The following is an 11,740-nucleotide window of genomic DNA, read 5'->3' as shown; positions in this document are numbered from 1 at the left end:
TCGGCGTTGTCACGCCTGCCGCGACACACTCGACAGCCTGTGGCTTTTGTCGTGTTTAAACCTTTTTTCCTCGGGAGGTCGGCTCTCCTTTCACAGCCGCCCCAGAAATGGCCGGAAATAGACAGCTGTCACGGGGAACCCGAATGATCGAGACGCCGTCCAAGTGGCGTGCGTGAACATTCCGGTCCGGCCGCCCGGTGAACGGCACGGGGTCTCGCGAGGCGCTTCGGGGAAGCGGCCGCCTCGCCGAACTCGATCTCCTGCGCTTCCTCGCCGCCATCGCGGTGCTCGCCTTCCACTACTTCATCGCCTTCGCCTCGGTGTGGGGCGACCGCCCTGCCGAACTGTTCCCGGCGATCTCCACCGTCTCCGGGCTCGGCATCCTCGGCGTCGAGCTGTTCTTCATGATCAGCGGGTTCGTGATCCTGATGAGCATCTGGGGGCGGAGCCTGGGGGCGTTCGCCCTTTCCCGGCTGGTGCGGCTCTACCCCGCCTACTGGGTCAGCGTGGCCGTCACCGCCGCGGTGTACGGGCTGACCGCCGCCACGGCCCTGGACCCCAAGCTCAGCCTCGGCGAGTACGGGATCAACCTCACGATGCTCCAGCGGGCCCTCGGCGTCTACGACGCCAACGGCGTCTACTGGTCGCTCTGGGTGGAACTCCGCTTCTACGTACTGATCTCGATCCTGGTGATCTTCGGGGTGACGCTCAACCGCTGCCTGGTCTTCATGGGCGTCTGGCTGCTGGCGGCCGGGTTCTTCGCCGGGAGCGACGAGGCGTGGGTCGAGCTCGTGGTCATGCCCAAGTACGCGGCGTACTTCGTCGGCGGCATGGCGTTCTTCCTGATGACGAGGTTCGGTCCCAGACTCGTCCTGTGGTGCCTGGCCGGGATCAGCGGCGGCCTGGCCGTGAGCGCGGCGATCGACCGGGTGGCCGGGCGCGTCGAGAAGGTCGGCTACGCCGCGATGCCCGTGCCCGAGTGGGCCGTGGTCGCCACCGTGGTCGGTTTCTACGTGCTCATGGCCATGGTGGCGCTGGGATGGCTGGGATGGCTGCGCTGGCGCGGCCTGGTCGTCCTGGGCGCGCTCACCTACCCGCTCTACCTGTTCCACACCCCGGCCGCGGTCCTGATCGTCCCCGCGCTGCGGGACGTGCTGCCGCCCCCGCTGACCGCCCTGGTCACGGTGCTGGCCGCGACGGCGTTCTCCTATCTGGTGTACCGGGTGGCCGAGCGTCCGCTTCAGGAGTTCGTCAAATCCGTGCGGCGGAGAAGGGCCGCATCCCCGTCCCCGTCACAGCTCCCCGCGCTCTCCTCGATCCCCCTCGCAACGGGCGAAAAGGCTTCGGTGCCATAACTGTCCGACCACCGGGCATAGTGAAGGGTCTAGGGTCGGGAATAGATACCACGGAGAGAAACAGTCCCTGACGAACAGAGGGTGCGCATGACGGTACGGCGGGTGATGGGCATCGAGACCGAATACGGCATCTCCGTGCCCGGACAGCCGGGGGCCAACGCGATGGTGACCTCCTCTCAGGTCGTGAACGCCTATCTGGCGGCCTCGGCCGCCAGGGCACGGCGCGCGCGATGGGACTTCGAGGAGGAGAACCCGTTGCGGGACGCACGGGGGTTCGACCTCGCGCGGGAGGTGGCGGACCAGAGCCAGCTGACCGACGAGGACCTCGGCCTGGCGAACGTGATTCTCACCAACGGGGCCCGGTTGTACGTGGACCACGCCCATCCCGAATACTCCACACCCGAGTGCACCAATCCTCGGGCGGCGGTGATCTGGGACAAGGCGGGCGAACGGGTGATGCACGACGCGGCGGTTCGCGCCTCGGCGATGCCGGCCAACGCCCCGATCCAGCTCTACAAGAACAACACCGACAACAAGGGCGCCTCCTACGGCTGCCATGAGAACTACCTCATGCGCCGGGCCACCTCGTTCGCCGACATCGTCAGACACCTGACGCCGTTCTTCGTCTCCCGGCAGGTCGTCACCGGCGCGGGCAAGGTCGGCATCGGTCAGGACTCACGGGGCGAGGGTTTCCAGATCAGCCAGCGGGCCGACTTCTTCGAGGTCGAGGTGGGGCTGGAGACGACGCTCAAGCGGCCGATCATCAACACCCGGGACGAACCCCACGCCGACCCGGAGAAATACCGTCGCCTGCACGTCATCATCGGTGACGCCAACATGTCGGAGATCTCGACCTACCTGAAGCTGGGGTCCACCGCGCTCGTCCTGGCGATGATCGAGGACGGCTACTTCACCCGCGACCTCGCCGTGGACAACCCCGTCCAGGCCCTGCGCGCGGTCTCACACGACCCCACGCTCAAGTACGAGATCTCCATGCGCGACGGCCGCAAGCTGACGGCGGTGCAGCTCCAGATGGAATACCTGGAGCTCGCGCGAAAGTATGCCGAGGAGCGCAGCGCCAACGGCCTGGACGAGCCCACCAAGGACATCCTGGAGCGCTGGGAGTCGGTCCTCACCCGCCTGGCGGAGGATCCGATGCAGCTGTCCGGCGAGCTCGACTGGGTGGCCAAGCTGGAGCTTCTGGAGGGATACCGGACCCGTGACGGCCTTCCCTGGTCGCATCCGCGTCTGCAGCTCGTCGATCTCCAGTACTCCGACATCCGTCCCGACCGAGGGCTCTACAACCGGCTGGTCGCCCGGGGCCGCATGCAGCGCCTGGTGACCGAGGAGGAGGTCCAGAGGGCCATCGAGGTGCCGCCCAACGACACCCGGGCCTACTTCCGAGGCCGCTGCCTGAGCCAGTACAGCGAGTCGGTGGCCGCGGCCTCCTGGGACTCGGTCATCTTCGACATCCCCGGCCGTGAGTCGCTGCAGCGCGTCCCCACCCTTGAGCCGCTGCGCGGCACCAAGGCCCACGTGGGCGAGCTGTTCGACCGCTGCCGTACCGCCGCTGAGCTGGTGACGGCGCTCACCGGCGAGCAGTGACGTGCTGAGCGGGGCCTGAGAAGGGCCTGAGAGGGGGAGGTGGCCCGGCCGGGCCGCCTCCCCCTCTTCGCGCCTACCGGATCCCGTCAAACCGGACACCTGGATTGACGGGGGACGGAGATTCGGGATACGTTCCGGGTGCTTTGTGGCGGTGCGAGGGAAATCCGGTGAAATTCCGGTGCGGTCGCGCCACTGTAATCCGGCCCGCGAGGGCCGGGAGCCAGGTCACACTCGGCCGCCACCGACCTACGAAAAGGGACGCGTCAATCCCGGAGGAGGTGGCCGTGAGCCAGATCTCGGCACCGCACACCCAGCCCATCCCATGGCACTCGCTCACCCGCTGGCTGCTCGCCGTACCGGCGCTGCTGCTTCTCGCCTATCTGGTCACCTTCGACCAGGGGGCGATCTCCCAGGCGGGAAACTACCTGCACGAACTCATGCACGACGGACGTCACCTGCTCGGCGTACCGTGCCACTGAGCCGCAGGTGATCTCCAAACTCATCGTCCGGGGCCTCGTCGCCGGACTGCTCGCAGGGCTGCTCGCGGCCGTCTTCGCCTACACCGTCGGCGAACCACGCATCGACCAGGCCATCGCGCTCGAGGAGGCGGCCGCGGCCGCCTCCTCGGCCGAACCACACGACGACACCGGGACCGCCGCCCACTCCCACGACGAGGAGGAGGCCCTCGTCAGCAGGGACGGGCAGCGTTTCGGGCTCTTCCTCGCCCTCGGCCTGTACGGCCTGGCGATCGGGGGACTGTTCTCCCTCGTCTACGCGGCCGTACGCGGCCGGGCGGGACCTCGCTCGGAACCGGTGCTCGCGGTCACGCTCGCCGCCGCCGCGTTCACCTCCGTCGTCCTCATCCCTTTCATGAAATATCCCGCCAACCCACCGGCGGTCGGTGACCCGGAGACGATCGACCAGCGCACCGTGCTCTATCTGGTCGCCGTGGCCATCGGGATCCTCGCCGTCGCCGCCGGCACCGCCGCCCACCGCTACGCCTCGCGGAGTGAACCGTGGGTGCGCTGGCTGTCGGCGGGCGCCGCCTTCCTGGTCCCCGTCGTCGCGGCCTGGATCCTCCTGCCGGAGATCTCGGAGGTGCCCCAGGGCTTCCCCGCCGATCTCCTGTGGGACTTCCGGATCGCCTCGATAGGAACCCAGGCGGTCTTCTGGGCCGGTGTCGGCGCGCTGTTCGCCTTCGCCGCACGCAGGCGCGGCCCGGTGTGACGACCCCCTCGGGGGTCACCCGCCTGCTCCTGGTCTGCCACGCCTCCACCTCGGCGACGGCGCGGGCCGCGTTCCCCGTCGACGAACCACTCGACGAACGCGGCCTGCGCCGGGCCGAGAGGATGGCGCGGTACCTCGGCTGGGCAGACCCCGGTCCCGCGGCCTGCCCGGCCGAGCTGCGCTGCGTCCAGACGGCGGCGGCGCTCGGCCTGCGGGCGGAGCACGACCCGCTGCTCGCCGACTGCGACCACGGCCGCTGGAGTGGCATGACGCTCGGCGAGGTCGAGGCCGCGGAGCCCGAGGCGCTCGCCTCCTGGCTCGGCGATCCGGGCGCGGCGCCGCACGGCGGGGAGTCGATCACCGCGCTCCTCGCCAGGGTTTCCGGCTGGCTCGCCCTCCGTACTCCCGGCAGGGCCGTCGCGATCACCCATCCGGCGGTCATCCGTGCCGCGGTCGTCCACGTCCTCGGCGCCCCCGCCCGCTCCTTCTGGCGCGTCGACGTCGCGCCGCTGGCCCGGGTGGCACTCACCGGGCGCGGCGGGCGCTGGCGGCTCAGCCACCTCCCCTGACGGCGCGACCACCCGACGACGTGAACGCGATGAACATCCCGACGATGCGAAGGAGATCCCAAGGTGCGCAACCCCCGCTATCCCTTCACCGCGATCGTGGGGCTGGAGGACCTGAAACTCGCGCTGATCCTCAACGCGGTCTCCCCTCGCGTCGGGGGAGTACTGGTCAGAGGGGAGAAGGGCACCGCCAAGTCCACGATCGTGCGGGCGCTGGCCGCTCTCCTGCCGCCTGTCGAGGTGGTGACCGGTTGCCGGTTCTCCTGCGACCCCGCCGCCCTCGACCCCGGCTGTCCCGACGGGCCACACGGGTCACACGAGGCCCCCGAGGGACCGGCGGCCCGGTCCATCAGACCCGCCCGCCTGGTCGAGCTGCCCGTCGGCGCCTCCGAGGACCGCCTCGTCGGCTCCCTCGACATCGAGCGGGCCCTCACCGAGGGCGTGAAATCCTTCGAACCCGGTCTCCTCGCGGGCGCCCACCGGGGTGTCCTGTACGTCGACGAGGTCAACCTTCTCCACGACCACCTGGTGGACCTGCTGCTCGACGCCGCGGCCCTCGGCACCTGCTACGTCGAGCGCGAGGGGGTGTCGGTACGGCACGCCGCCCGGTTCCTGCTGGTCGGGACGATGAATCCCGAGGAGGGGGAGCTGCGCCCGCAACTGCTCGACCGCTTCGGGCTGACCGTTGAGGTAAGGGCCTCGCGGGAGGCGTCCCAGCGGGCGGAGGTGGTCCGGCGCCGTCTGGCCTTCGAGGCCGACCCCGCCGCGTTCGCCGCCGCCTGGTCGGACGAGGAGCGGGCGCTGGCCACGCGCATCGCCGAGGCCCGAGCCGGGGTCGCCCAGGTCGTCCTGCCGGAGGCGGCGTTGCTCAAGATCGCCACCGTCTGCGCGGGCTTCGAGGTGGACGGGCTCCGGGCCGACCTGGTCACCGCCGGCGCGGCGATCGCGCACGCCGCCTGGCAGGGCCGCACCTCCGTCACCGCCGACGACGTCCGGGAGGCGGCCAGGCTCGCGCTCCCGCACCGCCGTCGCCGTGACCCCTTCGACGCGCCCGGCCTGGACGAGTCCAAGCTCCAGGATCTCCTGGACAGGATCCCCGACGACCCCGGCCCCGATCCTGACGGCCCCCAGGGGCCGGACGACCCCGGCGGCCCCGATCCCGGCAGAGACGAGGGAGGCCCGGAACCCGTATCCGGCGGCTCCGAGGCCGGGGACGCCACCTCGGACGACCCGGGCGGCTCTGGAGGACACGACGGCGGGGACGCCTCCCCGCACGGGGCCGCCGACGCCCGGGACACCCTCGGCGCCGAGGCGGGGGAGGCTCAGGCCGCGAAACCCCGGGAACCGTCGGAGGCGACCGGGGGAGCACCGGCCCGCGAGCAGATCGTCGACGCCGAGCCCGGGAGCGGGAACAGACTGTTCACCGTCCCGGGCGTCGGTGCCGGAGCTCCCGGGCGCCGGTCACGCGCCAGGACACCCCTGGGCCGTACCACGGGCGCCAGGGTCCCCGAGGGCCGCACCGGCTCCCTCCACCTGCGGGCCACCATCGGCGCCGCCGCCCCGTACCAGGTCGCGCGGGGCAGGAACGGGCCAGGACTGCTGCTGCGCCGCGGCGATCTCAGGGAGGCGGTCCGCGAGGGCCGCGAGGGCAACCTGGTGCTGTTCGTCGTGGACGCGAGCGGTTCGATGGCCGCCAGGCAGCGCATGCGCGCGGTCAAGACAGCGGTGCTCGGCCTGCTCCTCGACGCCTACCAGCGCCGCGACAAGGTCGGGCTCGTCACCTTCCGCGGCGCCCGCGCCGACCTGGTCCTGCCGCCCACCTCCTCCGTCGAGGCCGGCGCGGCCCGGCTGCGCGAGCTTCCCACCGGAGGCCGGACCCCGCTGGCCGCCGGTCTGCTGCGGGCCGCCGAGGTGCTCAGGGTCGAACGCCTGCGCGACCCGTCCAGACGCCCGCTGGTGGTCCTGGTCACCGACGGGCGGACCACCTCGGGAACCGCCGAGGAGTCCCAGCGCGCGGCGGAACTGCTGGCCGGGGTGGCTGGCGTGGTGGTCGACTGCGAGGGCGGGCCCGTGCGCCTCGGCCTCGCCGCCTCCCTGGCGGCGAGGATGGGCGCGGAGACCGTACGCCTCGACGAACTCACCGACCTGGCCGGGATGGTCCGGGAGAGGCGCGGCGCCGCGTGACCGCGAAGGTCCGAGGCCGGTGAGTACGGCGAGAAGGCCGTACCAGATGACAGTGACACGACAGTGAGGGGAGGGCGACGATGCCGCAGGGCAGACCCGTCAGCGTGCCCGAGGACGGCCTGACCACCAGACAGCGCCGCACCCGGCCGCTGCTGATCGTCCACACGGGACCGGGCAAGGGCAAGTCCACCGCGGCCTTCGGTCTGGCCCTGCGCGCCTGGAACCAGGGCTGGCCGATCGGGGTCTTCCAGTTCGTCAAGTCCGCCAAGTGGCGCATCGGAGAGGAGCGGGCGCTGCGGGTGCTCGGCGACTCCGGTGAGGGCGGGCCGGTCTCCTGGCACAAGATGGGCGAGGGCTGGTCCTGGATCCAGCGTCCCGGCAACGAGGAGGACCACGCCGCCGACGCCCGCGAGGGCTGGGAGCAGATCAGACGCGACCTCGCCGCCGAGACGTTCCGCCTGTACGTGCTGGATGAGTTCACGTACCCGATGAAGTGGGGCTGGATCGACGTCGAGGAGGTGGTCGAGACCCTGCGCGGACGGCCAGGAAGCCAGCACGTCGTCGTCACCGGCCGCGACGCCGACCCCCGACTGCTCGCCGCCGCCGACCTCGTCACGGAGATGGGTAAGATCAAACACCCCATGGACGCGGGGCAGAAGGGGCAGAAGGGCATCGAATGGTAGCCCGGATCGTGATCGCGGCCCCCGCCTCAGGAGCGGGTAAGACGACCGTGGCGACCGGCCTGATGGCGGCCCTCGCCCGCCGGGGCATGGCGGTGTCCCCGCACAAGGTGGGGCCCGACTACATCGACCCCGGCTACCACGCCATGGCCACCGGCCGCCCCGGACGCAACCTCGACCCGTTCCTGACGGGGGAGGACCTCGTCGCCCCCCTCTTCCTGCACGGCGCGGCCGGGGCGGACATCGCGGTCGTCGAGGGCGTGATGGGCCTGTACGACGGCGCGGGCTCCACCGAGTTCGCCTCCACCGCGCACGTCGCCAGGCTGCTCGGGGCCCCGGTGGTCCTGGTCGTGGACGCCGCCAGGCAGAGCCGCTCCGTCGCGGCGCTGGTGCACGGGTTCGCCTCCTACGACACCCGGATCAGGCTCGGCGGAGTGATCCTCAACCGGGTCGGCTCCGAGCGGCACGAGGCCGTCTGCCGCGAGGCGCTCACCGAGAGCGGCGTCCCCGTACTCGGGGCGATCCGTCGCAGCGACGCCGTCACCGCCCCCTCCAGGCACCTGGGCCTGGTTCCCGTCGCCGAGCGCCGCCCCCAGGCCGCCGGTGCCCTGGACGCCGTCGCGGACCTGGTCGCCGCCTCCTGCGACCTGGAGGAACTCCTGCGACTCGCCCGCGGCGCGCCGCCGCTGCCCGCCGTCCCGTGGACTCCCGGACCGCCCGCCGCTCCCGTCACGAGGATCGCGGTCGCCGGAGGGCGGGCCTTCACCTTCGGCTACACCGAGCAGGCCGAGCTGCTGGCGGCGGCGGGAGCCGAGATCGTCCCCTTCGACCCGCTCGTCGACGAGGCCCTCCCGGAGGGGACTCGCGGGATCGTGATCGGAGGCGGTTTCCCTGAGGTCCACGCGGCCGAGTTGTCGGCCAACGAGCCGCTGCGCGACCAGGTCGCCGCGTTCGAGGGGCCGATCTCGGCCGAGTGCGCGGGCCTGCTGTATCTCTCCAGGAGGCTGGACGGCAGGCCGATGTGCGGGCTCCTCGACGTCGAGGCCAGGATGACCGGCACCCTCACCCTCGGCTACCGCGACGCGGTGGCCGTCCGCGACTCGCCGCTCACCAGGGACGGCGAGCGCTACCGGGGCCACGAGTTCCACCGCACCGCGGTCGAGCCCGTCCCCGACCGGCCGCTGTTCCGCTGGCGCGGTGGCGCCGACGGGTTCGCCGACGACCGGATCACCGCCTCCTACCTGCACCTGCACTGGGCCGGCAGTCCCCATCTGGCCTCCAGGTTCGTCGAGGCCTGCCGCCGGGTCCCGGCCGTCTGACAACCCCCCGCGGTTCGAGCCGGTTCGTGAGCCGGAAATCCCGGCATCCGACCTTCCCGTTACCTCCACCGGCCTTTATCCGCGGCCTTGTGTCCATTTATTCGAGAAGCGCGCTCCGCCGGACGGCCCGATTTCGCGAAACCCGGGATCGCCCGGCGGAAGAGGAGACGAAGGACGCTTTTCCCCGTTTCGAACATCGGGTGAAACGCCGCGAGATCCTAGGCGAAGGCGTCCGGTGGCAGCCTGGCCGCGGGCAACCGTGGCGGGGCCAGCGCCACCCCCTCCGTGTGGAGGATCGCCGACAGCATACGGCCGGCCTGTCCCATGCTGATGCGGGCAGCCGGGTCGCGCCGGAGCAGCCCTTCCAGGACGGGCCACAGCACTCCGGCCGGCGTCGCCGGATCCTCGTACCCACCGCCCACGGGAAGGCGCTGCGCCGGTGTGCGGGAGGTGGGGCGCGGAGGGCGGCCCTCCACCGCGAAGTACAGGCTCGCACCGAGCGACCACAGGTCGCTCGCCGGGGTCGGTGGACTGCCCCGCAGCCGCTCCGGCGCGACGAAGGAGGGGACATGGACGAACGGTACGGTCGTGGAGTCGCCCGGATCGCCGTGCAGTGCCGCGACGCCGAAGTCGGCCAGCACCACCCGGTCGCCGGTGAGCAGGATGTTGCGCGGATTGATGTCCCGATGCAGGACACCCGCCCCGTGCGCGTGGCGCAGCCCGCCCAGCAACTGGAAGCCGATCCACGCCGCCCAGTGGATCGGCAGGCGGCCCAGGTGCCGCACGGTCTCCTTGAGTGTGAGGGCCTCCAGCAACTCCATGACGATCCAGAGCCGCCCGTCCTCCTCGAGCAGGTCGTGCACGGAGATCACCGCCGGGTGGTTCAGCCTCCCGGCCGAGCGCGCCTCGCGCAGGGCCCACCGCCGTGCGTCGTGCATGTCCATCCCGTCCTCGGTGAACCGAGGCTGGATCTCCTTGATCGCCACGTTCCGCCTGAGCAGGGAGTCGTGGGCCCGCCACACCGTGCCCACACCGTCCCGCCCGATCGGCGAGGCCAGGTGATAGCGATCACCCAGTAAGCGTGCCTTCCTCGCACCTGTTCCCATGAATCACCTGCTGCACATAGAAGCCGGGCACCTCAGCTGATTCATATTTTCATCTGGAACGATGCACCGGGTGATTACCTAGGGTGATTCTCTGTAACGATTTAGGCGCGTGGGCTTGATGTCGTCTTATTTCACGTCCGTAAAACCCGTTTACGGATTCCGGAAAACCGTTCCCGAGGGTGGTGAAAGCGTTTCGGAAACGTTCGTGAACGGCCTCAGGCCGCACTGAAGCAGCGCACGTCCTCAAGCATCTTCGAGGTCCGCTCGGCGCTCAGCCGCGCTCGCGGATCCTTGCGCAGCAGCCCTCGCAGCACCGGCTCCAGGGCGCCCGCCCGCTTCGGCGCGCGCGGCGGTTCGCGCAGGGCCGCGACCAGCGCCGCCATCGAGTTCACCGTGCGGAACGGGGTCCTGCCCTCCACCGCCATGTACAGCGTCGCGCCGAACGACCACATGTCCGCCTCGCGGGTGCCGCCCCTGCCCTGCAACGCCTCCGGCGCGATGAAGGCCGGGGTGCCCCGGGTCGAGGTCGTCGCGGCCCCTTCCGGCGCGGCGAAGCCGAAGTCGGCCAGCACCACGCGATCGCCGGTCAGCATGATGTTGGCGGGTTTGATGTCGCGGTGGATCACCCCGCCGTCGTGCGCGTGCCGCAACGCCTCCAGCAGGCGGCACCCCATCGCCGCCACAAGATCCACCGGGAGCGGGCCCGCCTGCACGAGCGTGTCGTGCAGCGTCAGCGCCTCCAGGAACTCCATGACGATCCAGAGCCGCTCGGACTCCTCGGTGAGGTTGTGCACCGTCACGATGCCCCGGTGGCTCAGCCGCGCCGCCATGCGAGCCTCCCTGACCACCCGCCGCCGCTGCTCGGCCGCGGCGGGCCCGGGTGGCAGAAGTATCTCCTTGAGGGCCACCTCTCGCTCCAGAAGCAGGTCGTATGCACGCCAGACGACGCCGGTCGCCCCCTGTCCGACGCGTGAGACGAGCTTGTACCTGCGCGCGATGATGGTGCTCACCCCCCAATGATCGCAGTTTTCGGTCGCGAAGACCTACCTGGAACGTTCCCGATCTCCCTCGGGCGGTGAATTCGCCTGGATCCGGTGAGTGATGATGCTCACACGAACCGATGCGGGGCCATGGGGCGCTCGTGCGCGGACGCGGAGGCGCCGGCGGAGATCGAGGCGCCGCCGGGAGCGTCGCTGCGGGGTTCGTGGGGATTCGTAGAGGTTCAGAGGAGACCGATCCCCAGCATCAGCGTGCCCGCTCCCAGTGCCACCCCGCCCGCGGGGACCAGCCAGATCAGCCGGTTCGGTTTCGTGTCGGAGGGGCGTACGACGGACAGGAAGAAGCCCAGGGGCATCAGGATCGGCGCCGCCACGATCAGGATCCGCGTCAGGTCCTTCAGGCCGCCGGGCAGATCCGCGTGGTCGATGTAGAGCAGGGCGACGAGCGCGAGGAGCACCAGGACGCCCGCGTGTGCGTGGCCGGCCCGCCACAGGCCACGCCGCACCGGGTTGTCCAGGTAGCCGGGGATGCCGCGCATGATGTGCGCGAGCAGGGAGGCCCCGCCGAAGGCCACGGCGGGCACGGTGATGAGGAGTATTCCGGCTGCGCTCAGCGACGACGGTGACATGGGGCTCTCTTCTTTGGATAGTGGTGCTATCCGATTATTGGATAGAGATGCTATCCAGTCAAGGTGGGTGG

The 11,740-nt window shown here is 70.9% G+C and carries 11 protein-coding genes and 1 riboswitch; of the genes, 8 read left to right on the top strand and 3 right to left on the bottom strand.

The features are described from left to right. The first annotated feature begins 197 nt into the window (after nucleotides 1-197). The 8 genes from AB0B96_RS08735 to AB0B96_RS08700 all read left to right on the top strand — a co-directional run bounded on the left by AB0B96_RS08735 (nucleotide 198) and on the right by AB0B96_RS08700 (nucleotide 8,936). Complete coding sequence (locus tag AB0B96_RS08735) at nucleotides 198-1,355, top strand: acyltransferase (protein ID WP_362897252.1); 1,158 nt, start codon at nucleotides 198-200, stop codon at nucleotides 1,353-1,355. Between the two features lie 87 nt (nucleotides 1,356-1,442). Beyond that, complete coding sequence (gene dop, locus AB0B96_RS08730; RefSeq protein WP_350948294.1) at nucleotides 1,443-2,960, top strand: depupylase/deamidase Dop; 1,518 nt, start codon at nucleotides 1,443-1,445, stop codon at nucleotides 2,958-2,960. A 119-nt stretch (nucleotides 2,961-3,079) separates the two neighbouring features. Then, nucleotides 3,080-3,210, top strand: a riboswitch (cobalamin riboswitch). 34 nt (nucleotides 3,211-3,244) lie between these two features. Continuing rightward, nucleotides 3,245-3,439: a CbtB-domain containing protein gene (locus AB0B96_RS08725; protein WP_350948295.1), complete on the top strand. Its 195-nt coding sequence runs from the start codon at nucleotides 3,245-3,247 to the stop codon at nucleotides 3,437-3,439. A 7-nt stretch (nucleotides 3,440-3,446) separates the two neighbouring features. Beyond that, nucleotides 3,447-4,187: a CbtA family protein gene (locus AB0B96_RS08720; protein ID WP_362897251.1), complete on the top strand. Its 741-nt coding sequence runs from the start codon at nucleotides 3,447-3,449 to the stop codon at nucleotides 4,185-4,187. Further along, on the top strand, nucleotides 4,184-4,756 hold the full coding sequence (locus AB0B96_RS08715) for a histidine phosphatase family protein (RefSeq protein ID WP_362897250.1): 573 nt from the start codon (nucleotides 4,184-4,186) through the stop codon (nucleotides 4,754-4,756). Before AB0B96_RS08720 ends, AB0B96_RS08715 begins: the two co-directional genes overlap by 4 nt. Nucleotides 4,757-4,819: 63 nt before the next feature. After that, complete coding sequence (locus AB0B96_RS08710) at nucleotides 4,820-6,937, top strand: VWA domain-containing protein (RefSeq protein ID WP_362897249.1); 2,118 nt, start codon at nucleotides 4,820-4,822, stop codon at nucleotides 6,935-6,937. An 80-nt stretch (nucleotides 6,938-7,017) separates the two neighbouring features. Next, a complete protein-coding gene (gene cobO, locus AB0B96_RS08705; RefSeq protein ID WP_362897248.1) occupies nucleotides 7,018-7,620 on the top strand; it encodes a cob(I)yrinic acid a,c-diamide adenosyltransferase in 603 nt (200 codons plus the stop codon). After that, the gene (locus AB0B96_RS08700; RefSeq protein ID WP_362897247.1) at nucleotides 7,614-8,936 is read left to right on the top strand and encodes a cobyrinate a,c-diamide synthase; all 1,323 of its coding nucleotides are present in this window, start codon (nucleotides 7,614-7,616) and stop codon (nucleotides 8,934-8,936) included. The genes cobO and AB0B96_RS08700 overlap by 7 nt, the downstream gene beginning before the upstream one ends. 218 nt (nucleotides 8,937-9,154) lie before the next feature. On the opposite strand, the gene AB0B96_RS08695 is transcribed toward AB0B96_RS08700, so the two are convergent. From AB0B96_RS08695 to AB0B96_RS08685, 3 genes are all read right to left on the bottom strand, one after another. Further along, nucleotides 9,155-10,042, bottom strand: a complete 888-nt coding sequence (locus AB0B96_RS08695) for a serine/threonine-protein kinase (RefSeq protein ID WP_362897246.1) — start codon at nucleotides 10,040-10,042, stop codon at nucleotides 9,155-9,157. 215 nt (nucleotides 10,043-10,257) lie between these two features. Further along, nucleotides 10,258-11,052 carry a serine/threonine-protein kinase gene (locus AB0B96_RS08690; protein WP_350948302.1) on the bottom strand — a complete coding sequence of 265 codons (795 nt, stop codon included), beginning with the start codon at nucleotides 11,050-11,052 and terminating at the stop codon, nucleotides 10,258-10,260. 212 nt (nucleotides 11,053-11,264) lie between these two features. Next, nucleotides 11,265-11,669, bottom strand: a complete 405-nt coding sequence (locus AB0B96_RS08685; RefSeq protein ID WP_362897245.1) for a hypothetical protein — start codon at nucleotides 11,667-11,669, stop codon at nucleotides 11,265-11,267. Nucleotides 11,670-11,740 lie beyond the last annotated feature (71 nt).

The organism is Streptosporangium sp. NPDC049046, from assembly GCF_040649155.1.
In the GTDB taxonomy this organism is placed as follows: domain Bacteria; phylum Actinomycetota; class Actinomycetes; order Streptosporangiales; family Streptosporangiaceae; genus Streptosporangium.
Note: the sequence above shows the minus strand (reverse complement) of the source record. Positions and strands in the feature narration are given on the sequence as shown.